Annotated in this window: 18 protein-coding genes and 1 pseudogene; 14 read left to right on the top strand and 5 right to left on the bottom strand. The window is 41.9% G+C overall.

The genetic code is table 11. The features are described from left to right. Positions 1–116: 116 nt before the first annotated feature. The gene (locus D0T84_RS06720; RefSeq protein WP_163307117.1) at positions 117–1577 is read right to left on the bottom strand and encodes a tryptophanase; all 1461 of its coding nucleotides are present in this window, start codon (positions 1575–1577) and stop codon (positions 117–119) included. A 697-nt stretch (positions 1578–2274) separates the two neighbouring features. On the opposite strand from D0T84_RS06720, the gene D0T84_RS06715 reads away from it, so the two are divergent. The 3 genes from D0T84_RS06715 to D0T84_RS22420 all read left to right on the top strand — a co-directional run bounded on the left by D0T84_RS06715 (position 2275) and on the right by D0T84_RS22420 (position 3950). Then, the gene (locus tag D0T84_RS06715; protein ID WP_163307116.1) at positions 2275–2646 is read left to right on the top strand and encodes a carboxypeptidase-like regulatory domain-containing protein; all 372 of its coding nucleotides are present in this window, start codon (positions 2275–2277) and stop codon (positions 2644–2646) included. Position 2647: 1 nt separating this feature from the next. Next, on the top strand, positions 2648–3703 hold the full coding sequence (locus D0T84_RS06710; RefSeq protein WP_163307115.1) for a TIGR04133 family radical SAM/SPASM protein: 1056 nt from the start codon (positions 2648–2650) through the stop codon (positions 3701–3703). Between the two features lie 76 nt (positions 3704–3779). Further along, positions 3780–3950, top strand: a complete 171-nt coding sequence (locus D0T84_RS22420; RefSeq protein ID WP_185155702.1) for a hypothetical protein — start codon at positions 3780–3782, stop codon at positions 3948–3950. A 304-nt stretch (positions 3951–4254) separates the two neighbouring features. On the opposite strand, the gene galE is transcribed toward D0T84_RS22420, so the two are convergent. The 3 genes from galE to D0T84_RS06695 form a co-directional block, all read right to left on the bottom strand. Beyond that, complete coding sequence (gene galE, locus D0T84_RS06705; protein ID WP_163307114.1) at positions 4255–5289, bottom strand: UDP-glucose 4-epimerase GalE; 1035 nt, start codon at positions 5287–5289, stop codon at positions 4255–4257. A gap of 68 nt (positions 5290–5357) precedes the next feature. Further along, positions 5358–5903: a hypothetical protein gene (locus D0T84_RS06700; RefSeq protein ID WP_163307113.1), complete on the bottom strand. Its 546-nt coding sequence runs from the start codon at positions 5901–5903 to the stop codon at positions 5358–5360. A 351-nt stretch (positions 5904–6254) separates the two neighbouring features. After that, entirely contained in the window at positions 6255–7319 is a 1065-nt protein-coding gene (locus D0T84_RS06695) for an LD-carboxypeptidase (protein WP_163307112.1), read from the bottom strand. 202 nt (positions 7320–7521) lie between these two features. On the opposite strand from D0T84_RS06695, the gene D0T84_RS06690 reads away from it, so the two are divergent. From D0T84_RS06690 to D0T84_RS06665, 6 genes are all read left to right on the top strand, one after another. Further along, positions 7522–7665 (top strand): hypothetical protein, encoded by a 144-nt coding sequence (locus D0T84_RS06690; protein ID WP_163307101.1) that lies wholly within the window; start codon positions 7522–7524, stop codon positions 7663–7665. 168 nt (positions 7666–7833) lie between these two features. Next, positions 7834–10056, top strand: a complete 2223-nt coding sequence (locus D0T84_RS06685; protein WP_163307111.1) for a glycoside hydrolase family 3 C-terminal domain-containing protein — start codon at positions 7834–7836, stop codon at positions 10054–10056. A 1107-nt stretch (positions 10057–11163) separates the two neighbouring features. Next, entirely contained in the window at positions 11164–12111 is a 948-nt protein-coding gene (locus D0T84_RS06680; RefSeq protein ID WP_163307110.1) for an ROK family protein, read from the top strand. A gap of 310 nt (positions 12112–12421) precedes the next feature. Continuing rightward, complete coding sequence (locus tag D0T84_RS06675) at positions 12422–13153, top strand: 6-phosphogluconolactonase (RefSeq protein ID WP_163307109.1); 732 nt, start codon at positions 12422–12424, stop codon at positions 13151–13153. Between the two features lie 114 nt (positions 13154–13267). Then, positions 13268–14581, top strand: a complete 1314-nt coding sequence (locus D0T84_RS06670; RefSeq protein WP_163307108.1) for an MFS transporter — start codon at positions 13268–13270, stop codon at positions 14579–14581. A 390-nt stretch (positions 14582–14971) separates the two neighbouring features. Continuing rightward, positions 14972–17419, top strand: a complete 2448-nt coding sequence (locus D0T84_RS06665) for a glycoside hydrolase family 9 protein (RefSeq protein ID WP_163307107.1) — start codon at positions 14972–14974, stop codon at positions 17417–17419. A 50-nt stretch (positions 17420–17469) separates the two neighbouring features. Here the strand turns inward: D0T84_RS06665 and D0T84_RS22840 are convergent, their stop codons facing one another. Beyond that, a complete protein-coding gene (locus D0T84_RS22840; RefSeq protein WP_255495237.1) occupies positions 17470–17604 on the bottom strand; it encodes a hypothetical protein in 135 nt (44 codons plus the stop codon). A 152-nt stretch (positions 17605–17756) separates the two neighbouring features. Between D0T84_RS22840 and D0T84_RS06660 the strand changes: the two are divergent. The 5 genes and pseudogenes from D0T84_RS06660 to uvrA all read left to right on the top strand — a co-directional run. After that, a pseudogene (locus D0T84_RS06660) lies at positions 17757–18437 on the top strand (ThuA domain-containing protein); the annotation flags it as partial. 277 nt (positions 18438–18714) lie between these two features. Then, on the top strand, positions 18715–19521 hold the full coding sequence (locus D0T84_RS06655) for a ThuA domain-containing protein (protein WP_163307105.1): 807 nt from the start codon (positions 18715–18717) through the stop codon (positions 19519–19521). A 432-nt stretch (positions 19522–19953) separates the two neighbouring features. After that, a complete protein-coding gene (locus tag D0T84_RS06650) occupies positions 19954–20826 on the top strand; it encodes a phosphodiester glycosidase family protein (RefSeq protein ID WP_163307104.1) in 873 nt (290 codons plus the stop codon). Between the two features lie 182 nt (positions 20827–21008). Then, positions 21009–21599 carry a bifunctional nuclease family protein gene (locus D0T84_RS06645; protein ID WP_163307103.1) on the top strand — a complete coding sequence of 197 codons (591 nt, stop codon included), beginning with the start codon at positions 21009–21011 and terminating at the stop codon, positions 21597–21599. Between the two features lie 130 nt (positions 21600–21729). After that, positions 21730–24516, top strand: a complete 2787-nt coding sequence (gene uvrA / locus D0T84_RS06640; RefSeq protein ID WP_163307102.1) for an excinuclease ABC subunit UvrA — start codon at positions 21730–21732, stop codon at positions 24514–24516. The last annotated feature ends 1024 nt before the right edge of the window (positions 24517–25540 follow it).

Raw genomic sequence — 25540 nt, 5'->3', positions numbered from 1 at the left:
AAAAAACATCTCTAAAACATCTCTAAAAATTTGAACGAATAAAATTTAAACAGTTTCTCAATATAAAAACGGCACAAGCCAAAGCCCATGCCGTCATATTATCATTTGGTGTTGTTTTACAAACTATCTCCGAAATCTTCACGGAATTTTTCCATCAACCGCTGTGGCCAGTCGTTGACAGGTTCAAGCCCGCCCATAAAGAAGCGGAGCACAGGCGGTTCGTAAACAAATTTAAGCCCGCCTATCAGATGACGGTTCTCATATAGCCACGTCATACGGTCTTCTACATATTTAATCTGCGAAAGGGTAAACACACGGCGTGGAATAGCCAGACGAAGAAGTTCCATGTCGGCGTATGTTTCGTTTCCGTACTCGTCGCGCTGATTAGACACCGAACCTCTTTCCATACCACGTACACCCGAGATCAGGAAGAATGCCGCAGCCAGCGACCCTGCCGGATATTCCGTTTGAGGGATATGAGAACAGATTTCCATCGCATTGACATGCGCACCCAATACCCCCGGAGGTGTTACCATCGGGACTCCTTTCTTATCAAGGGAGTTTACCAGATATTCAATAAACTGAGGGCTTTGGCAAATCATGCTTTCATCCAGTGTTTCGTACAACCCTACAGCTATAGCTTCTATTTCGCGTACCGACATCCCCCCGTAGGTAAGGAATCCTTCGAAAAGAGGAACAAGCGGTTCCAGTTCTTTCATAATGGCGTAGTCGTTGGTACAGATACCGCCGCCACGGGATGAACTTAACTTACGCGCAGAGAAGTAGACCAAGTCGGCAAGACCTGTCATAGTAAGGATAATCTCTGCCATTGTACTGTTCTTGAACTCCTCCTCACGTTGCTTAATCAGCCAGGCATTTTCGCCCAGCAAACTGGCATCGAGCACAAGGCGGATTTTATATTTATTGGCAATAGCACGTACCTCTCTCAGGTTTTCCATTGAGAAAGGCTGCCCACCTATAAGGTTGGTAGAAGCCTCCATACGGATATACGGAATATTGGCCGCACCATGCTTATTGATGCACTTTTCCAGTTTTTCGAGGTTCATATTTCCTTTGAACGGATGCTTGCTATTGATTACATAAGCCTCGTCATACAGTAATTCTTCTATTTTACCTCCGTATTGTGTGATATGCGCCATTGCCGTAGTGAAATGGTAGTTCATCGGCACAATACTTCCTTTACGAATATAGGCATTGGATATAATGTTTTCGGCGGCGCGCCCCTGATGTACCGGAAGCAGGTATTTCTTACCCAGAACCTCTTCTACGGCTTTCTGGTAGCGTACAAAGCTCTGCGAACCCGCATAAGCGTCATCTGCTATCATCATCGCTCCAAGTTGCCTGTCGCTTAAGGCATTCGTCCCGCTATCGGTAAGCATATCCAGGAATACATCTTTTGTATCCAGTCTGAATGTATTGAATCCGGCTTCGTAAAGAGCTTCTAATCGACGTTCGATCGGTACTAAATGGAGTTTTTGCACAACACGCACTTTGTGTAATTCCAGTGGAATATCCTCCCCACTGTAAAACTTAATCTTTGAAGAATTCTCTGACATGATATTAGTTTATAATAATGTTAAATTAAGATGCGCAATTTATAAATAATTATTCAATAAGCAAGCAAAACAGTTCATATTACGACAATTTTTATCCAATATTCATTCTTTTTATTTCATTTTGAAATAAGTGATGCGATTATTGAATATGAATTACGCTGATCAAGGGTTGAAAAAGACAGTAGTTCATTGTCCCGATGGAACTGAAAGAGTATAAGTGCGTTTTTTTACCTGTGGTAACTGTTTAAATTTTATACGAATATTTTATTATACCTTTTTCTTCGTCCATTTTTAGTCTGTTTTTTCCTTTCTCTCAACTCAACCAACGGTCACAGGAGCGAAGCGTATGTAAATAAGCATCTCTAAAAATTGGAACGAATAAAATTTAAACAGTAGAGTTTATATTCAATAAAAGAATAAGATACATGTTTTCAGGGGTTTTAATTGCCACGACTTTCAAGTCGTGGATAATATTGGAAAAGGAATCGACTTTAGTCGAAACTGTTTTGGCTAAAGCCTTTTATTATCTTATTCATTGATCCCCCAGCTAAAGCTGGAGGCAATTAAAACACAGAAAATAATATATATATAATCTTATGGAATATAAACCCTAGTTACTTAGTTAAATAAATCATTTTCTTCCTATCTTGCAAAAAATATCATTTTATACCAATAAACCATACAAAACTAAATTACAATGGATACAACTTTACCAAGAAAATGGTTCAGCCGTATATTTAAGGGAGCCTCACTGGCCACGGTAGCTATCGCCTTTCAGGCATGTTACGGAGCCCCTCGCGATTTTGGTATGGATCAATACATTGAGGGTGTTGTTACAAATGCCGAAGGAGAACCTTTAAAAGACATTTTTGTTTCGGTAGAGGTTAGCTCAGACTCGATACAAGGCACACTGTCAGACGATGAAGGACGATTCCGTTTATATACCGAAAGAAGAGATGAATACAAGCTTTCTTTTAGCGATAAAAACGGTAATATTCAGAATAAGGATACAACGCTGACCGGACGTCGCGGCGGCATTTTCTTAACGATGAATCTGGATAAGAAATAATATGTTCTTAAACCGTATCAGGCAATCTATTCATATAAAGGCGAAAGAGGTCGAACATAAGCAGCACAATCTTTTTTATCTTTTTTGGGAGTGTACACAACGCTGTAACCTCTCATGCCTGCATTGTGGCAGCGACTGCGTTTCCGATTCCCGATACAGGGATATGCCGAAAGAAGATTTCCTGCGAGTACTCGATAATGTCAATCAACATCCTCGCGACCATATCACGGTCATTATCACAGGAGGAGAACCTCTCCTGCGGAAAGACCTCGAAGAATGTGGATTTGAGATTCGTAAACGAGATATGCGGTGGGGAATTGTAACGAACGGATATGCTTATACCCGCGAAAGGCATATTTCGTTGTTGAATGCCGGTATGGGCTCCGTGACCCTTAGTCTTGACGGGCTGGGAGATACCCACAACTGGTTGCGAAACAGCCCAAAAAGTTTTGAAAGAACGCTGAATGCCTTGCAGCTTATATCTTCTTCCGCGCGGCTTACTTCCGATGTGGTTACCTGTGTGAATAAGCAGAACATTTCACAGTTGGAAGATATATACAGGCTGATAAAGGAAAACGGAGGCAAAGCATGGCGGATATTTACGATTACCCCGATAGGGCGTGCCAAAGAGAATGAAGATATGCTGCTGGATGCCGATGAGTTTACTTATCTGATGGAGTTTATCAAAGAGAAACGGAAATCAGGAACGCTCAATCTGAAATTCAGTTGTGAGGGCTATGTAGGCCGTTATGAAGGAGAGGTACGCGAAGAATACTTCTTTTGCCGTGCAGGGATAAATGTGGCTTCGGTACTGATAGACGGCAGCATAGGGGCATGCCCGAATATCAACCGTAGCTTTGTACAGGGAAATATCTATAAAGACAACTTTATGGATGTGTGGAACAACCGATACCAACTCTATCGCAACCGCAACTGGACAAAAACAGGGCAATGCGCATTGTGCAAAGAATATAAATACTGTAAGGGTAACGGTTTGCATTACTGGACGGAAGACCGGAAAAACGTATTGGCTTGCCATTGTGGCCTGATAAAATGACCGACCCGGAACATTTTGGTATTAAATATTGTTTATCAATAAGATAGAGTATTGTAACCCCTAAAAAAGTACTGCTATGGATGATAAAAATAACAAGGAACATGATTCTGTACTGGATAACAGGCTGGGTACACCCATGAAGAAAGTTGACGGGTTGAGCAGTGACATGAAGAAAGCTGAATCGGAGCATTTACATGCATTTCGTGACGATGTGAATATAAATGATATTAATGAAGATAAGCTATAATATTATTTATAGGTAGGATTTTGGTAATAAAAAGTGAGGCTCTATGAATAACCATAAAGCCTCATATTTTGGGACTGTGTTTTTCCCCTTAATCAGCGATGCACTATGCTCCTGCACTAGAATAATTCCCGCTTCCTTGTAGAATTATTCTACAGGCGCGTAATCAAAGGCTGATCTCACTTTCAAAATCTCACCTTTTCTGCTTCCCGGCGGGCTATTGTTGTACCAATCATCAATACTTATTTATAGGAAACGTTTTCTCAGCCATTCCCTTACTGGCAGATCATAGAATCGCATAGATAAATCACATAATTCCCTTTTCTCTCAGTTTCAACTGCCATTTCCATGCCGATGCCATTGTATCTTCGATATTTTCCTTAGCTGTCCATCCCAGTACGGTATTGGCATGTTTAGGCTCAGCCCAAATCTTTTCTATATCTCCTTCGCGGCGGCCAACTATCTTGTAGTTTAGTTTTGTACCCGAAACTTTCTCGAATACTTTGATTAGTTCAAGCACCGAAACACCACGTCCTGTACCCAGGTTGAATATTTCTACCTTTTCAGGTGATTTGTTCTCTACCATACGGTCGATAGCTACCACGTGCGCCTTGGCAAGGTCTACCACATTGATAAAGTCGCGGATACACGACCCGTCAGGTGTATCGTAGTCATCACCGAATACACTCAGTTGCTCGCGTACACCGATAGCTGTCTGTGTGATGTACGGTACAAGGTTCTGAGGTACACCGTTAGGCAGTTCGCCTATCTCGGCAGTCGGATGCGCGCCTATCGGGTTGAAGTAGCGCAGGATGATGCTTTTCACATCGGCTCCCGAACGAACCACGTCTTTTATGATTTCTTCATTGATTTGTTTTGTATTACCATAAGGCGATTCAGCCGGTTTGATAGGTGCTGTTTCGTCAATCGGATTTTTGTCCGGCTCTCCGTAAACGGTGCATGATGAAGAGAATACAATATTTTTTACGCCGAATTGGGGCATCAGGTCGAGCAGATTCATCAGCGAGTTCAGGTTGTTCCTGTAATACAACAGCGGCTTTTGCACCGATTCGCCTACAGCCTTACTCGCCGCGAAGTGGATAATTCCCTTAATATCGGGATGAGTAGTAAATAGTTTTCTCAATCCTTCAAGGTCGTTACAATCCAGTTTTTCAAAAACAGGGCGAATACCTGTGATGCGCTCTATACCGTCTATAGAGTCGGCTGTGGAGTTAGACAAGTCATCGATGATAACTACAGAATAGCCGGCATTCTGTAATTCTACTACAGTGTGGGAACCGATATATCCGGCACCACCTGTGACAAGAATTTTACCTTTCATTTTTAGTGTTTTTAAATTGAGCCTTAAAGATACGAAATATCGGTCTACAGTTAGCAGTCAACAGCCAATTAATCAACAACAATTATTGTAAAATTATCAATCATATATCTGCCTGTTTCTTTACTTTTGAAACTCATAATTGTTTTTGGCGGACCATAAGTATCCTTCTCATAACGATTTTGCCCTCCCATGCCATCAGGCTCAATGACCCATACCTTACGAAGAGCTGAAAGAACAATAGGGGATTCTCCCATTAATCCAATCTCCGGAGGAATCGTCATGGATTTTTTTATCGAATTTAATACTTCAATACTAAAGTATTCTCCTTTTTTTATAAATAAAGAGGATTTCTCCGTTAGATATGGAGGATCGAAAGAGTCATGCAACTTTATTTTTGTACCCGTAATGCTTACTAAATTATTAAAAATTCGCAGATAAAAATCTACCGAAACAAAGACTTGATTATCTATTGTATCTACAGGTTCGCATAATGTATAACGGTCATTATTGTAGGTAACCTCATTGCCGCAAAACTTAAATTTCGAGATATCTGCTCCAAAGATAGCTTTATCAAGTATTTCAGCAACAGGAGTCATAGGCATACCATTTTTCATGTATATGGGAACTATTATATTAATATCACCTATACCCTCCACGCTGTATGGTATGCTTTGCCCGCTACAATAACTACACTTCAACAACATACATAATATAAGAATCGGATAATGTATTTTCATTTAATTATAAATATTAAATTTCACAAGCTGTAAAATCAACATTAGAGTTGTGCATAATAGCGTTTTTATAATAGAGTATATTTTAACAATATTGCATAATCTTACTGTCAGGCAATTGAAAATATTCAATTTGCGAACCCGAAAGAATGATGCGAAAACGCAGAAAGTGGGCAGGGACAAGCCACTGCACCTACGAATTCAAAAATCATTAAACGCATATAGACTATATTATCTTACCGCCTTTTCCAACAGCTTTATGGTCATACTCACCGTATCCAGTTCCGCTTCTATCCCTATCGGGAATGTAAAGTTATTACCAATATGCCCGAATGATAAACCATGTACTGCCGGAATATTCAACGGCTTGATCCTGTCTTCTATCACTTCCCTGAGGGTAAAAGAGTTTGCTGTCCTGGTCTTTTCCGATATATCACAGTCATTATTTACTCCGAATACGATACCTCTGGCTTTTGCCAGTTCGCCGGAGGCTATCAGTTGTGTCAGCATCCTGTCCATCCGGTAAGGCTCTTCCCCGACATCCTCTATCATTGCAATTTTGTTCTTAAAACTGATCTGATGAGGCGTGCCTGTCATAGCCGAGATTAACGAGAGATTGCCGCCTGCCAGTTCTCCCCGCACTTTGCCGGGGGTTATGGTATACCGTTCATATATCTTTTCGTCAACTGCTTTCAGTAAATCTTCGGCAGAATTCTCGATTGTGTAGTTATCAGTCGGATACATTACTACATCCATAAACTGTTTCCGGCTGTATTCACTCTCAAATATTTTGGCAACTGGCCCGTGAAATGTTATCAGCCCCGTCTTTCTGTATATGGCATTGATAGGGGCGGTATCGTCACTGAATCCCATAATGACTTTAGGGTTCTTCTTAATAGCTTTATAATCAATCATATCAAGAATCCGTGTGCAACCATATCCCCCGGCGGCAAAAATAATCCCTTTTATTTCGGGATTCTTTATCATATTGTTGAAGTCATCAGCCCGTTCTTGATCCGTGCCGCTGAAATATCCGTGCCTGCCCATAATTTTATCAGAATAAACAGGCTCAAAACCTAACTGCGTCAGGTTTTCGATAGACGATTGCAACGCTTTTTCACTTAACAAAAATCCGGGAGCTGTCATTCCGATTTTATCGCCTGGCCGTAGTCTGGCAGGCTTTATTGTTCTTTTGTTCATTTCCTCTGCCCTATTGTTTTTTGCCGTCATTTTTGCAGGAATTAATGAAGCCAGTGATAACGCGATTCCGGTATTCAGGAAATTTCTTCTGTTCATATTTGAATTTTAATTTAAAGTCTGTTTAAATTTTACCAAAATATTTTATTATTGATTCTTTTTTCGTTCATTTTTATTTTTCATGAAAAGTCTTTTGGTTAGCAAAAAAAGGAAAAATATCATTCATAAAAAACAAGAAACTGAAAATAATTCAATAAAACAGGTAAAGGATTCAACGACAACAACCAGACAAACAAAGGCAATGGAAAAAGATTCCACGGCGCTGCTTACAATAGTATTGCAGAATGATACGCCTATGCAACGTACAGTAACGGTACAGCAGGGCGAGAAATCATTTAGCTACGATGTTCCGGCAAGTTCGGTAATATCCTGTATTTGGGAATGATCCTTCCCTACACGGAGAGCCTGTTTAATTTTTACCAAAATAGCTTAAAAAAATTTGAAAGAATAAAAATTAAACAGGCTCTGAGCTTCAACAACAAAAAGAGTGTTATCTTTGCTAGTGAATAGTTCCAGCACAACTACAATATTAACTTTTATCAATTAATAAATTATGCTGAAACCAGTTAAAACGCTGTTTAGCATCCTGTTAGCGGGAGCTATAAGTGTCAATCTGGCAGGTCAGAGTAATCTGCCTGTCTATCTGAACGAAAACAAACCTATCGAAGAACGGGTAGAAGATGCCCTCTCCCGTATGACTCTCGAAGAAAAAGTTGCAATGTGCCATGCCCAATCCAAATTCAGTTCGGCAGGCGTGCCTCGTCTGGGTATCCCTGAAAACTGGGCTACAGACGGCCCTCATGGTATCCGCCCCGAAGTATTGTGGGACGAATGGGATCAGGCAGGCTGGACAAATGACTCCTGTGTTGCTTTTCCTGCGCTTACATGCCTTGCCGCCACATGGAATAAAGACATGTCGGCCCTTTATGGAAAATCGATAGGCGAAGAAGCACGTTACCGCAACAAGAATATATTGTTGGGCCCCGGAGTGAATATATACCGTACACCACTAAACGGACGTAACTTTGAGTATATGGGCGAAGACCCGTTTCTGGCTTCAAAAATGGTCGTTCCTTATATTCAGGGAGTACAGGCCAACGGAGTTGCCGCCTGTGTGAAGCATTATGCGTTGAACAATCAGGAGATCGACCGCCATACAGTGAATGTAAACGTAGACGACCGCACCTTATATGAAATCTATCTGCCTGCGTTCAAAGCCGCGGTACAAGAGGGTAACGCATGGGCTATAATGGGCGCGTACAACAGATATAAAGGCCAATGGGCTTGCCACAATCAATACCTGTTGAATGATATTCTCCGTGACGAATGGGGATTCGACGGTGTTGTTGTTTCCGACTGGGGTGGTGTGAATAACACGATGCAGGCGATATACAACGGACTGGACATGGAGTTTGGTTCGTGGACAGACGGACTGAGTGAAGGCGCAAGTAACGCTTATGACAACTACTATCTGGCTAATCCATTCCTCAAGCTTTTGTATTCGGGAGAAGTAAAAGTAGAAGAGGTGGACAAGAAAGTACGCAATATCCTCCGTCTGGCATTCCGCACTACGATGAATACAAAACGTCCTTGGGGTTCGTTCGGTACTCCCGAACATGCTGCCGCAGGACGTAAGATAGCCGAAGAGGGCATCGTTTTATTGAAAAACAACGGTGTTTTGCCTGTCGACCTGAATAAGACAAAGAAAATACTTGTTGTAGGCGAAAATGCCATCAAGCCGATGACAGTAGGAGGAGGTAGCTCTTCCCTGAAAGCAAAAAATGAAATAGCTCCGCTGGATGGAATAATGAACCGCGTAGGCAAACAAGCGGACGTCATTTATGCCCGTGGTTATGTAGGCGATCCTACCAGCGAGTATAACGGAGTAAAATTGAAAAGAGACCTCCATGACTCCCGTTCTGCCGCGGAACTGATTGAAGAAGCTACCCGTCTGGCAAAAGACGCTGATATTGTAATTTTTATCGGTGGATTGAATAAAAGTGATGGACAGGACAGCGAAGGAAACGACCGTAAAGAGCTGAACCTTTCGTATGGACAGGACAATGTAATCGCTGAACTGGCAAAAGCAAACAAAAACCTTGTAGTAGTTAATATTTCGGGTAACGCGATAGCAATGCCGTGGATCAACGAAGTGCCATCCATCGTTCAGACATGGTATAACGGAACAGAATCGGGTACAGCTCTGGCTTCCATCTTGATGGGGGATGCTAACCCATCGGGCAAGCTGCCGTTTACCTTCCCTGTGAAACTGGATGATAACGGAGCGCATAAGCTAGGCGACTATCCGGGAGTAGATAAAGAGGAAACATATAAGGAAGGCCTCTTTGTAGGCTACCGCTGGGCAGATAAGGAAAATGTTAAACCGTTGTTCCCATTCGGACACGGGCTTAGCTACACCACTTTCGAGTATGGAAAGGTTGCTGCCGATAAAAAAGAAATGACAGCCGATGGCAAAATCTCATTTACCGTAAATGTAAAGAATACCGGAAACAGGGATGGCGCAGAGGTTGTACAGTTATATATCAGCGACCTGAAATCTTCACTGCCACGTCCTGTAAAAGAACTGAAAGGTTTTGAAAAAGTAACCCTGAAAGCGGGAGAAGAAAAAACAGTAACGTTCACTGTCGACAAGACTGCTTTGAGCTACTTCGATGATAAGAAACATGACTGGGTAGCCGAAAGCGGAGACTTTGAAGCGATAATCGGTGCCTCAGCTACAGATATAAAATCGAAGGTAGGATTTAAACTGAAATAATCTATTCGACTGTAATATACAGCGTTTTATCTAACGTTGTTTCCAATAAAGATGAAGAATCCTGACTCTTAAACCGGGATTCTTCATCTCCTTTTCCTTTTTCCCCGTTTTAATAAAGAATTTAATGGGTGAAAAGGTAAGTAACTGTTTAAATTTTATACGAATATTTTATTATACCTTTTTCTTCGTTCATTTTTAGTCTGTTTTCGGCTGTTTTTTCCTTTTTCTCAACTCAAATAGCCCGCTATTATCGTTTCGAGAAAGAAAAAAAGCATCTCTAAAACAGCTCTAAAAATTTGAACGAATAAAATTTAAACAGTTTCTAAATCTTGAAAATATAAGAATCCGGACGAAAAAGAATATATCCTAAAATATTTCAGTAAAATGTAAATAATGCGAATCAAGGGTTAAATGTGCCGTTAGGCACATCATATTGGTAGAAACATGAATGAAATTCGTTTTTTGTGCCGTCAGGTACAAAATGTGAATTGTTCTGTAGATATTGCGTACCTGACGGCACGCAATTAACCGGTTAAAGCTTCTTTCTACCAACATTCAGTCCCTAAAGGGACAAAAAATAGCACAGTTAACCCTTGATTCGCATAAATATGTTCTTATTAGATGAAATGATTATATCTACAAAACCCGGAAAAGGAATTACATTCCTGCCGGAACCTTATATCTGAATAACAAGAGCCTGTTTAAATTTTAGCGAAAATTTTTATTACAGGTTCAGGTCAATAGTTCTTAGCAATTTTTTTATGCTCTTTTTACCGTCTTTTACCCTTTTTACTCTTGGTTTAGCCCGCTAATTAGCTCCGCTGACCGTTGGTTCGGCTAGCAAAAATGATAAAATCCATCTAAAAATAGCTATAAAAAAGATTTGCTATAAAATTTAAACAGACTCTAAAATTAAGAACATACACTCGCAACGGCGCAAATCATGAGAACATTCATTCATAAAACATCTATTGTGTTTTATCCTATTTTTTGTTTTTCCTGTAGCTTTTTTGCAGCAGAACCCTTGTACAATCACATGTTCAGATAACATGGGTACACTTTTGATGCCGCTAATCCTGAAATATAAAACCATGAAACTTAACTTATATGAAACAAACTTATCTTGCACTCGACTTAGGAGGAACAAAACTCCTGATAGGAGAAGTAGACGAACAAGGCAAAATTCTGAATCATAAAAGGTATGAAACAGGATATATCGACCAGATCACCGCTTTTTCTATCATCAAAACATCCCTCGATGATTACATCAGCACTGTAGGCTGGGCTACCGGAGAAAAACCGGCCAGTATGGGGGTCGGGCTCATCGGTCGCGTTGATAATGCCAGTGGCATCTGGCTGCAAATGGACCCGAAACGGAATCAGCCGACACCTTTGGCAAAAGAATTATCCGGAGCCTATGGCATACCCTGCTATATAGACAATGATGTGAAAAGCGCCACCCGCGCCGAAAAGGAATGGGGCTACGGCAAGCAATCCAAAGATTTTATCTACATCAATATAGGTACAGGCATTGCCGCCGGATTTATTATAAACGGAAATCTGGTAAGAGGTAGCCACTTCAATGCCGGAGAGGTAGGGCATACAAATGTAGGCGTAAACATCGGCATAAAGTGCGGATGCGGACGCGATAACTGCGTGGAACTGATCGCCGCAGGTGTAGGGTTCGACCGTTCTGCCCGCTTATTGAAGGATAAATATACAACCCAACTTACTATATCTGAAGATGAAAACATCAAGGTGGATGTAAGGGAAGTATACTCCTTATACGAAAAAGGCGATGAACTTTGTGTCCATTTAGTAGACAATGCGGCTGAAGGTATAGCCGGGCTTATAATGAATCTGGTGCGGGTAAGCGACCCCGATACAGTTGTTTTAGGTGGAGGAATCGTTTCCAGCGGATTTATTTACCCGAAGGTTTTAGACAAACTGAATAAAACCACCATCCGTTTTGTATCCAATGGCGTGGTACTGACTAAACTTGACCCTGCTTATATCGGATTAATTGGGGCGGCAGCCGTAGCAATGAATAAATAATTTAAAGATTTAAAGTTTAAAGAATTAAAGATTCTTTTCAGTCTTAAAATTTTTAAATTATTAGAGTTTATATTCAATAAAAGAGTAAGAAGCATATTTTTAGGAGTTTTAGTTGCCACGACTTTCAAGTCGTGGATAATAATACAGATAGAAAACGACTTTAGTCAAAACATTTTGGCTAAAGCCATTATCTGATTAGACTATTATCCTCCAGCTAAAGCAGGAGGCAATTAAATCACAGAGAATAAACCATATATAATCTTATTGAATATAAACTCTATTAAATCTTGAATTTTTAAATAATAAACATATGAATCTAAAAATTACAATTGCCAAAGACGAAAAAGAGTTTGACCGCATAGCCGCATGGCGGATTATCGGGGAAATGCTAAATAACGCAAAAGCAGTTATAGGCCTTTCCACCGGACAAACGACTAAGAATATGCATGCTCTTGTCAGCGAAATCTATCAATCTCATCCATTCGATGTTTCGGATATTACACTTTTCGGGCTGGATGAAATCACCAATGTTCCCCGCGAATATGATGGAGCGTGCTATACCATGATAAAAACACAGATAGCCGATGCACTTGGCATCAAAGAAGAAAACTTCATTATGCCGCCTACTTATTCGGATGATTTTGAGAAAGAATGCTATCTGTTTCAGAAAGCACTGGAAGACCGCGGAGGTGTCGATTTGCAAGTCTTGGGACTTGGAACAAACGGGCATTTGGGATTCAATCAGCCGGATACGCCTTTCGAGCAGGAAACATGGGTATCCAAAATGGACGAAGTGCTTGAAGTACGTGTCCGTAAGGAAACGGGTATTACAGACAAAGAACTTGGGGGACTTACCTTAGGTATAAAAAACATTATGCACTCTCGCAAAATACTGCTAGTAGCAAAGGGCGACAGCAAAGCTGAAATTGTAAAACAAATGCTCGAAGGGCCGATTTCAACGGATATTCCGGCATCTATCCTGCAATTGCATCCTAATTGTGAGTTTCTGTTGGATACGGCATCGGCTAAATATATTATATGATAGGATAATATGTAGGGGCAGACCTATGTGTCTGCCCGGATAAAACGGGCGGACACACAGGTTCGCCCCTACGGCATTAAATATTTGAAATTATTAATCTTAAATCATATTTTTATGACACAAAAACAAATTAACTATGTAGGCCCATTTATTACATTGGTGTTCCTATTCTTTGTTGTAGGATTTTTAACAACAGCAAACGGCCAGTTTCAAGGCCCATTGAAAGCGGCTTTCCTGCAAAATGCGGGCGACCTGAAAAACACATTTGCCACACTCATTACCTTTTCGTGGTTCCTGGCTTATCCGCTTACAGGCGGTATAGGCTCATCATGGGTAACCAAATACGGTTATAAAGGGACATTAGTCCGTGGATTGTTCATTATGATTGTCGGGCTGTTTATCTTCTTCCTTTCTTCCTGGTTTACTGTAAAGTTCCCAGACTCTAGTGTACAGATAGCGTCAGCGACCGTGCCTTCGGGATTCTTTATTTTCCTTATAGGTTCGTTTGTGGTAGGTGCATCTGCGACTATCCTGCAAGTGGTTATTAATCCGTATCTGGTAGCCTGTACCGTAAAAGGAACACAGCCTATCCAACGACTGGCTATCGGAGGTTCGTCCAATTCGATAGGTACTACCATTGCGCCATTCTTTGTTACAGGTATTGTCTTTGGCGGTTTGTCGATGGAACAAGTACAGGTAAGCCAGCTGATGACTCCTTTTATCGCATTGGTTGTGGTAATGTTTATTGTAGCTTTGGTAGTAATGAAACTGTCCCTGCCTGACATCGAAGGAACAAAAGCAGAAGCAGGTGAAAAACTGGAAAAAAGCGTCTGGTCTTTTACCCACCTTACATTAGGCGTTATCGCTATTTTTTTCTATGTGGGAGTTGAAGTTGCCATCGGTGCAAATATTAATCTATATGCCATCGAACAGGAAGCCTTAAACGGGCCATTCTCATTCTTCGGCAGTAGTTCGCTTACCATCTTCGGTATCAACTTTGCCATTCCGGCACTGATGGCTACCCTCTATTGGGGCGGTATGCTGATTGGCCGTCTGGTAGGAAGTTCACTGAGTAAAGTTCCGCCACGGGTACAGTTGGTGGTAACGACCGTTTCTGCTACTACACTAACTATTCTGGCTATTGCAATGAATAGCCCGTGGTTACTCGTTGCTGTAGGTTTATTCCATTCCATAATGTGGGGAGCCATATTTACTCTTTCCGTTGCCAAACTTGGAAAATATACATCTGTTGCCTCCGGCGTATTTATGATTGGAGTTGTGGGTGGTGCTATTCTTCCGCTCTTGCAAGGTATGCTTGCAGATGCAATGGGTGGCTGGAGATGGACATGGCTGATTGTTATTTTCGGCGAAGTATACATGTTATATTATGCGCTGTTAGGTTCGCGTGTACGCCAGTCGGCAGAATAACACCCCTCCCGTCCTCCCCAAAAGGAAGGTGGACAAAAAATAAATAATATGAGGGTGTGTCAAAAGTAAAACATCTCTATCAAATTGCTACTCTCTTTGTCACTGCCTCGCCTTCGCTTCGGCGAACGTTGTTTCTGAGTGCAACGAAGAATCTCGACCTACTAGATACGAGATGTTTCACTCCGTTCAACATGACAACCAACGGTCACAGGAGCGGAGCGTATGTAAATAGATATGAAAAAATACTTTTGACACACCCTCGTTAATATCATTATATTTCATTTTTATCTATTACAAGATAATATGAATGGATAGATTATAAAAGGTAACAATGAAAAAGCAATACAAAACCTGTTACTTCTGTTACTTTTTAACATTACCTATTACTCTATGAAAAGATTATCAATATACCTACTCACAATGTCATGCTTTATCAACGGCATGGCTCAGATATCACTGGCTTCCGATAAACAACTGGAGAAAGAGATTATCCGGTCGGGAATCATTCACAGCCCTCTCCCTCTCGATTTTTCGAGGTCGGCAGAAGCAAAGGGTTTGCAGAAAAAAGTCCTCTATTCTGAACCAATATCGACTTCTGACAGCGACTGGAAAGCTACAGGATACGGAAAAGTCTCAAGCATGAACACTTTTGACGGGAAAAAGATATTAGCCCTACATTACCCGGCATCCACAGGAAAAAGAGCCACAGGCTCAGCCTCCGACCCCGACTATGCCGTATATGGCAATGCAGGAATGACCCTTGAAATAAATGGGGAAAACTGGGAAAAATATAACCGGATAAAATTTGATATATATCCAGTATCACCCGGAGCACGCGTGGTTAATATCAACTTTATTATTGAGAATGGAGACTCACCTAAAAAAGAAGGTTATAACAGGCAATCAGGTTCACATCTGATCAATCTTAACAATTGGAAAGACGGTTCTTATTATCTGGACTTAGGGGAATACCAGCGGGACAAAGTACAGAGGATCAGCTTTAATGTAAGCATCAAAGGGAAAGACCGCACAAACGGGGATATGTTCAGCTATTTTTTCAAAGACTTTGAACTCCAGCAGATAGAAGACCCCGAAATAATAAGCGGATGGGTACCCGGCAACAACAAGATTGTATATTCCACCACAGGTTATATGCTGAATGATAACAAAACAGCCATTGTAAATATAGCCAATCACAATAACCAGTTCCAATTGATGGATGCTCAAAATAATGGAGTTGTATTTAATGGACAGATAAAGAAAGCCCAAACAACTATCGGTGAATTTGATGTAGCTGATTTTTCTGATTTCAATCAATCCGGCACTTTCAGGTTGAAGGTAGGGAATATTACAACCGAACCTTTTGTAATAGGAGCAAATATCTGGGATAACTCCCTCTGGCGGGTACTGAACTATATCTTCTGCCAGCGTTGCGGATATCCTGTTCCGGGTAAACATGGCACATGCCACATCGACCTTTGCTCTAAGCATGATGGCAAGATGATTTCGTTTGCCGGAGGCTGGCACGATGCGGGCGACCTCTCGCAACAGGTGCTTCAGACGGGGGATGTGACCTATGCCCTTCTGGAAGCGTATAATAAGCTGAAAGATAAAAATGAAATATTAGCAAGGCGTATGCTCGAAGAAGCCGAATGGGGGATTGAGTTTATGCTCCGCAACCGTTATGGCGACGGATACCGCGCCAGCAGCGTAGGACTGCTTATCTGGACAGATGGCGTATTTGGCACACAGGACGATATAACAAGTGTACGGGTGCATAATTCTGCTTTCGACAATTTCCTGTTCTCAGCTTACGAGGCGTTTGCAGCCATGTCTGTAGCTGACCATGACCCGATGCTTTACGAGCATCTGATGAATGTAGCAATGGAAGATTTCGAATTTGCTTTGAAAAGACATGCAGAGGTTGGTTATGGAGAATTTATCCATTTCTATGAACATAGTTACAATACATCCGAGAGCCAGTATATGGCGACCATATCGTGGGCGGCAAGTATGTTGTATAAATTGACGACAAGTGAATATTATGCCAAAAAGGCTGTTGAATATATCAATTATGCACTCGACTGCCAGCGCAAAGAGCCATTGAATGATAAGGATAAGACCAAAGGCTTCTTCTATCGCGATAAATCGAAGAAAGTGATTGTACACTACAACCACCAGTCGCGCGAACAGGTATATATGCAGGCCATGACCCTGCTTTGCGAAACACAGCCACAGCATGCGGATTATAGCAGATGGGCGGAGTCAATCCGGCTGTATGGCGATTATCTGAAAGGACTGATGCAGTATACTGCCCCTTATGGCATGATTTCGAGCGGGGTTTACCATATTGATGAAGCAAAAGACGAAGTCAGTTTTCAGCATTCGCACCTATTTGTAGATGGCACTGAAAAAGACCGGTTTACTGTCCAACTGAAAAAAGCTGTAAAACTGGATGAAGAACATTACCTGAAACGCTTCCCTGTATCTTTCGGTATCTTCAACGGGAATACGGCCGTACATCTGTCGATGGGCAAGGCTGCCGCTATTTGCGGGAAATTCCTGAATGATGAGCAACTGCTTCAAATAGGACGCGAGCAATTATATTGGACTGTAGGCAAAAATCCGTTTGGGCAATCACTCATATATGGTGAAGGGGATAATTATCCGCAAATGGATACGTTTTCGTCGGGTGAAATGACAGGCGAGATGCCCGTGGGTATCCGCGCGCTGGATGATGAAGACTTTCCTTACTGGCCACAGACCAACAATGCGACTTATAAAGAAGTATGGGTGACTTCTGCGGGCAAATGGATTACATTGGTTTCGGAATACTAGGCACCTCACCCCAACCCTCTCCAAAGGGCAACATAATAAAGCTTTTAGATCTAAGTATATGACAAAATTTTATATCCTGCTGTAGGGGCATCCCCTTGTGGGTGCCCGTAAACGATGACAAGCGGGCAGGGACAAGCCACTGCCCCTACATCGTCTCCAAATCGTGTTTGAATAACTTTTGTCATGTATTGTGGTATTTAGATTAATAATAATAAATATGAAAAAAATATATATTATAGTAACTTTAGCTATCGCACTTATCAGTTGCAACAGTACAGGTAAGAACCAAAACGAATCTTCTGCTAAGACAGATGACAGTAAAAATACAAATCCGTTCAAAGCCCTTGTCCTCACCGAAAGGGGTGGACAGCACGGCAGTTTTACCGATGCCTCGTTCAAATGGCTGGACACATTTTCTAAAGAGAATAGCTTTGAATATACGGAGATAAACAATACCGATAAAATCAATGAAGAATTCCTGTCGCAATATCAGGTGATAATACAGCTCGATTTTCCACCTTACACATGGACGAAGGAGGCGGAAGCAGCCTTTATCAAATATATAGAAGAAGGTAAAGGCGGATGGGTAGGCTTCCACCATGCAACCCTGTTAGGAGAATTTGACGGCTACCCGATGTGGCAGTGGTTCTCCGACTTTATGGGCGGTATCCGCTTCAAAGGCTATATTGCCGAAAAAGCTACGGCAACCGTGTATGTAGAGGATGCTGAGCACCCGGTGATGAAAGGCGTTCACGACTCGTTCCTCGTACCGAATGACGAGTGGTACACATTCGACAAAAGTCCAAGACCGAATGTGCATGTATTAGCCCGTGTAGACGAAGCGAGTTACCAGCCGGAAACGGATATAAAAATGGGTGACCATCCGGCCGTCTGGACAAACCAGAAAGTAAAAGCACGCAATGTATACTTCCTGATGGGGCATGAGAATACGCTCTATGCTTCGGAAGATTTTAAGAAAATGTTTGCAAATGCTATCTTATGGGCAGCCGACAGATAGGGATATTTTGTATTTTCTTGCGGAAAATTTATCTTGTTATAGGAAGTAGAAAGCGATGAATGGTACTGTTGTAAGGGTGGGGTTCGCCCAATAATAGTCATCATAGAAAGTGGATTTTGACACAGCCCCCTACAACAAAACAGCGGATTGTAAATCCGCTGAAAAGATAAAAAGGTAACATAAAAAAACAAACTAAAAGGTGTCACTTTTGTCACTTTTTCAATATGAACAAATAATTAAAACTCTCATTATCTGTATAATATAAAGCAATAGAAATATGAAAAAATTAAACACAATCCTACTATTCTTATTTGGCATAATCGTTTTCGCTCAAGGTCAGGAAAAAGAATATCCGGCAAATTATGCCAGCGCTCCACGCTTCAAAGCCTTAGTGTATTATACCATACATGCCGAAGAAGCACATGTGGAATTTGGTAAACAGGGGGTCGAGTTTTTCAGAAGGTTAAACTATGGAGACGGCTTTTATCTGGATGTGACAACAGACTTCTCCGAGTACCCTTACGAAAAACTGAAAGAATACGACATTGTGGTCATGCTCAACACCTCCCCTTCATCGAAGGAAGAGCGCGAAACCTTCCAAAAGTACATGGAGAACGGCGGCGGATGGATGGGTTTCCACGCAGCAGCCTATAATGACAAGAATACCAACTGGCCGTGGTTTGTTGATTTCCTCGGCGGTGGTGTTTTCTATTGTAACAACTGGCCTCCCCAGCCTGTAAAGCTTGATATAGATAATGCTAATCATCCTGTTACCAAGAACCTGCCGACATCGTTCATCGCACCCGAAAGCGAATGGTATCAGTGGAATCCCAGTCCAAGGGAAAATAAGGATGTAGATGTATTAGTCTCGTTGTCGCCAGATAATTATCCACTGGGCATCAAGGATGTAGTCAACTTCGGGGATTTTCCCATTGTATGGGCAAACAAGAAATACAGGATGATTTATCTGAATATGGGGCATGGCGACGACGAATTTACAGATGCCGCCCAAAAGCTGTTGTTTGTCAATGCATTCAGATGGGTGGTAAGTCAGGATAAGAAGGGCGACCCGTTCAGGAAATAGCAGGATCAACTCACTGTACATGACGAAAAATATTTATATGTTAAAGGCTTATTATGTTGCCCTTACAGGGCGCAGTTCCTTGAGTTTATCACTACCCGGGGCGTTGCCCCGGGCTGGAATATATCAGGCCTTCAGCCTGTTTTCTTTCCAATGCCCTGAAGGGGCTACATAATATAGCCCAATGGCAACGCCTTGGGTAAAATAAATATACCCTTTTAAGTCGCGCCCTGTAAGGGCAATATAAGACTATATCTTATTTTCCGTCATATACTATGGTTAACTACTATCCTGTAATAATATCTTTATAAGTAGTCAATTCGTACAGTAGAAACTATATTTGATACATATATTTGTGCTTTCAGCCTCAAAAGAGGCACTGAGGGCTTTAAAAAATGTATTAGAAGAAAGTTTAAAGAACAGGAGGGTAGAAAGATGAGCAAAAAAAATATAAAAGCTGATGACGATGTCTACTTTCTTGGGGCAAAAGAAGGGGACGAGAAGAAACCCGATTCTAAAAGGATATGGATTATACTTGCCTGCTGCCTTGTTGCTATAGTAGTTACTCTTGCCTTGATATTCGGCTTAGGCAAAGAAGAGCCGGATTATTATTTTGAACCTGAGATGACTAAATTGGTTGCAATCGAAACGCCTTCAAAGCTTGAACCGCTAAGAAAAGATACAATAAAAGGCTATATCGAAGTACTGGAAGAAACCGTGAACGATGTCCCATTGTTTGTCTATGTACCCCATCAGGCTGAGATGTCTTTATCGGTAGGCCGTCCGGATAAGACCGACCCACAGATCGTATTTATCACTCAGGCCGCCGATATCAGAGGGGATAATCTAGAGATTGTCGGCGACTTTGTCCTCAAAGGGCAACAATTGTCCAGAGGTGTGGCAAAAACGGGATTCTGCGCCATTATCGACGGGAAGATTTCAATTGGTGTCAGTGACGAAACCCCGCTTCTACAAAAGGCGATTGATAAAGGAGGGTATTTTTTCAGGCAATATCCGCTGGTAGACGATGGAGTCCTGGTCGAAAATAACCCTAAGAATAAATCTATACGCCGGGCTCTGGCCATGAGGTCAGGAAAGGTTGTTATGGTAGAAAGCCGCAGTTCCGAATCATTCCACGATTTTGCCCAGGCGCTTATCGATATAGGAGTAAGTGACGCCATATATCTTGTCGGTTCGGGTATTACTTTCGGCTGGTATTACGATAAAGGACATAATAAGACCGAATTTGGCGTGGAGCAGGAAGAATTACCGGAGAATACCTCATACATTGTGTGGCGGTCAAAATAAGAGTAACCTCAAAGGGCTTATAATAAAATATTTTGATAAAATTTCAACAGGTTCTAAACAGGCTCAAAAAATGGAGAAAAAATGGAAAAAATATAAAAACAGAACTCAAATTGAAGCAAAGTGTTTTAAAACAACGGATATTTTGATAGAGATAATAAAATAAATATATACTTTTGATGTATATGGAAGATAGGATCAAATTATCAGTATTAGGTTTTTCTTTTAATCAGACCCAATCCGGGACATACGGGCTGGTACTGGCTGAAGAAGATGGCTTGCGGCGTCTTATGGTTGTTATAGGAACACCGGAAGCCCAGTCGATTGCCTTCAAGCTGCAAGGATCTATTCCTCCAAGACCCTTAACACACGACTTGTTTCAGATGCTGCTCTCCCAATTCGCGATTCTTCTGCTCGAAGTGAATATTTACAAATATGAGAATGGCGTATTTTTTTCCAAAATGATATTTCGTCAGGGAAGCGAGATTATCGAAATAGAATCCCGTACATCCGACGCGATTGCCATTGCCCTGAGAACCAAGTCTCCGGTATTCACCACAGAGGCTATCATGCAAGATCAGGCCGTTGTTTTCGATGAAAGTACTGCAAGCGAAAACAGCCTGGAGGATGAAAGGGATAATCTGGCCTTAGACTACTCATTGCTGAATAAGGAAGAACTGGAAAGCCTCCTTAAGGATGCCATTGACGGTGAGGATTACGAACTGGCTTCACTTTTAAGGGACGAATTACTTCGAAAAAAAGGACGGTCATACTGAATCCGGAAGGAACATGTAAGCTAAAGTATGCTAAACTGACATTGGCAGACGATGAAGGTAATATCAAAGTTTGTAATGAGTATAAATATGCGCTTATTTTTTCGTATTTTTGTATCCATTTTTTAAAACTATGTCAGAAGGAAAAAATATTTTTATAAAAGGGGCTAGGGTTAATAACCTGAAAAATATAGATGTTGAGATTCCACGCAATAAGTTTGTGGTTATTACAGGTTTATCCGGTTCGGGTAAATCTTCTCTGGCTTTCGATACGCTTTATGCCGAAGGCCAGCGAAGATATGTAGAAAGCCTGTCCTCATATGCCCGTCAGTTTCTGGGCAGGATGAACAAGCCCGAAAGTGATTATATAAAGGGTATCCCCCCGGCAATCGCTATCGAACAAAGGGTAAGCGCACGCAATCCGCGCTCTACGGTAGGGACTTCCACAGAAGTATACGAATACCTCAGGCTTTTGTTTGCCCGTGTAGGAAAAACGATTTCTCCGGTTTCGGGGCAGGAGGTAAAAAAGCATCAGGTAAGTGATGTTGTAGATAAAATGCTCTCTTATCCCGAAGATACACGCTTGGTTATCCTGACAAAGGTCATACTCAGGGATGACCGCTCACTGAGCGAACAATTGGAAATACTATCCAAAGAGGGTTTCTCCCGTGTTGAAGTTTCAGGAAAATTTGAAAGGATAGAGGATATCCTCGCATCCGGTAGCCAATTGGATGCCGGCGATTTACTCTTGCTGATAGACCGCCTTACATGTGATAAGGATGCAGCGAATATCAGCCGTTTCTCTGAATCTATTGAGACCGCGTTTTTCGAAGGCAGCGACGACTGTATTGTCCGCTTCTATGTGGGCGATAAGGTAGAGTCATTTGACTATTCGAGGCATTTTGAGGCAGATGGTATCCGGTTTGAAGAACCATCCGACCTGATGTTCAGTTTCAATAGTCCCGTTGGGGCTTGCCCTGTTTGCGAAGGATTCGGAAGGGTAATGGGTATAGACGAAAATCTGGTTATTCCCAACAAGAGCCTGTCTGTATACGAGGATGCTGTCGTTTGTTGGAGAGGAGATAAAATGAGCGAATGGAAAAATGAATTTATTCACTCTGCCGGCCGGCACAAGTTTCCAATCCATCGACCATATTTTGAATTGACCGAAAAAGAGCAGGATCTGCTATGGCATGGCGCACGCGGATTGCATGGCATCGATGATTTCTTCAAAATGGTAGAAGAAAATCAGTATAAAATCCAGTATCGCGTAATGTTAGCCCGTTACCGCGGTAAGACCACCTGCCCTGCCTGCAAAGGGGCACGCCTGAAACCGCAGGCGCTTTATGTAAAAGTAGGAGGTAAGACAATTGCCGATTTGGTACTGATGCCTATTACGGAATTACAGGAATTCTTTAAAGGCCTTGAGTTGAATGAAACCGATGCTGCAATAGCTAAACGCCTTCTCACAGACATAGATATACGTATACAATATCTTGTAAATGTAGGATTGGGCTATCTTACGCTGAACCGCTTATCAAACACCCTGTCAGGCGGGGAAAGCCAGCGGATCAATCTGGCTACTTCGTTAGGCAGCAGCCTTGTAGGTTCGCTCTATATATTAGACGAACCAAGCATAGGGCTTCATTCCAGGGATACGGACTTATTGATAAATGTATTGCAGGAGCTGAAATCGATCGGGAATACGGTTATAGTAGTAGAACATGACGAGGAGATAATCAGAGCTGCCGATTATATAATAGATATAGGCCCTAAAGCAGGACGTTTAGGCGGGGAGGTCGTCTATCAGGGAGACGTGAACGGATTGCAGAGGCATACCGAAAGTTATACGGTACGTTACCTGAACGGCGAAGAGAAGATCGAAGAGCCCAAGGCGCGGCGTAAATGGAACAACTATATTGAAGTGAAAGGTGCGAGACAGAATAACCTGAAAAATATAAATGTAAAGTTCCCGCTGAATGTAATGACCGTAGTGACAGGCGTCAGCGGATCGGGTAAATCTTCCTTGGTTACCGATGTGCTTTACACTGCCTTGGAACGGCATTATAAGGGAAAAGGCGAACAGATAGTACAGTATAACGACCTCACGGGCGACCTTAACCTGATAAAAGACATCGAAATGGTCGACCAGAACCCGATTGGCCGTTCATCCCGCTCCAACCCCGTAACCTATATAAAGGCTTATGATGAAATACGCAAACTGTTTGCCGACCAGCCGTTAGCGAAGCAGATGCACTTTACTCCCGCTTATTTTTCCTTCAATGTGGAAGGCGGGCGTTGCGAAGAATGCGCCGGAGAAGGGAAAATCCTTGTTGAAATGCAGTTCATGGCGGATGTGTTGCTCGAATGCGAAGTTTGCAAGGGAAGGCGGTTCAAACAAGATATACTGGATGTATTGTACAGGGGGGTAAATATCTACGATGTACTGGAAATGACAATCGATCAGGCGATAGAATTCTTCGAAGGAGGAAAAGGCAGTACGGAGAAGAAAATAGTGAAGCGGTTGAAACCTTTGCAGGATGTAGGTCTGGGATATGTAAAACTGGGGCAGTCCTCCTCATCTCTGTCGGGGGGTGAAAACCAGCGTGTAAAGCTGGCATTCCACCTTGCGGATGAAAAGCCGGAGCCCACATTCTTTATATTCGACGAGCCTACCACGGGATTGCACTTCCATGATATAAAAACGCTCCTGAAAGCCTTCGATTCTTTGATTAAAAGAGGGCATACAATCGTAATTATAGAGCATAACATGGATGTAATCAAATGTGCCGATCATATTATCGACATAGGCCCCGAAGGTGGCAAAGAGGGAGGCTACGTAGTGTGTGAAGGTAAGCCGGAAGACATAGTAAAATGCAAAAAATCATATACAGGTAAGTTCCTGAAAGAGAAGCTTTGATGTTATTTATTCTTCAGAGCTTCTACTCCCGATAGCCAGAAACGGATAAGGATAGAACACGAATTAACTTGTACAGCACATTGATTTCTCCACCCCTAAATGTTAAATTATCCAACTCCACCTCCAAATACCAATACTTTTACTTACATTTGCCTCTAGTATAATAACTGAGAAAAAGTCTGTCACTATATAAGCGACAGACTTTTTGTTTTGCAATACTCCTATACTTCTGGTATATAGTTGTTTATGCCTTTATTCCGAAAAAAACAGCAATCTTCCGACCCTCTTTTATATCGTTGTTTATCAATTACTTATAAAATGTTTGACAATTGTTTGACAAATCAATTTCGGGGAGAGATTCTCAGGAATTAATATATCCTTATAATACAATGACTTAACCCTCGGCAGATACCCTCTGCCGGGCTTCCGTGTTTAACAAATTGTTTGACACGTGTTTTCATTTTTTTATTTTCTCACTTACCGACCTTATTATAAAGGAGTTACAAAACACCTTTTCTGCTGTCTGTCACTTATATAGTGACAGACCGGAAAGATTAAACAGGGTAAAGTAACTATAATGTATTCACAACTACATCAGAAACAAAGATACATGAATTTTTTTAACATCCGGGGAGGCGATATTACCGTCTTGTTGTCTTCAACAATGTTGTCTTATTTGTCTTCACTTATTCTGCCCGCCGCTTGCGAAAGTAGTAGGGCGGAGCCTCCCCGTAATACACCCCTTCCTGCCTCCCCCGATAGGGGAGGTAGCGCGAGGCGGTTAAAGCATCCTAGCCCCTGCAAGCGGTCAACATATTCTATCTATCTGTCTAACCCTTCCCCCTTCGGGTACTTCCCTTTATCAAAAGGGAAGAGCGCGAGGCGGTCAAAGCAACTCAAATTTAAATATAATAAACAGAGCCTCTGCTTCCCCCTCTCCTGTGGAGAGGGTTGGGGTGAGGTGTATTATTCATCTTTCCATCTCTCCAGCCTCCTCCCCTTTTTGGGGGAGGCCGGGAGGGGG

Source organism: Dysgonomonas sp. 521, from assembly GCF_010501055.1.
Lineage (GTDB): Bacteria > Bacteroidota > Bacteroidia > Bacteroidales > Dysgonomonadaceae > Dysgonomonas.
The sequence above is the reverse complement of the archived record's forward strand: the minus strand, read 5'-3'. Positions and strand labels throughout refer to the sequence as shown.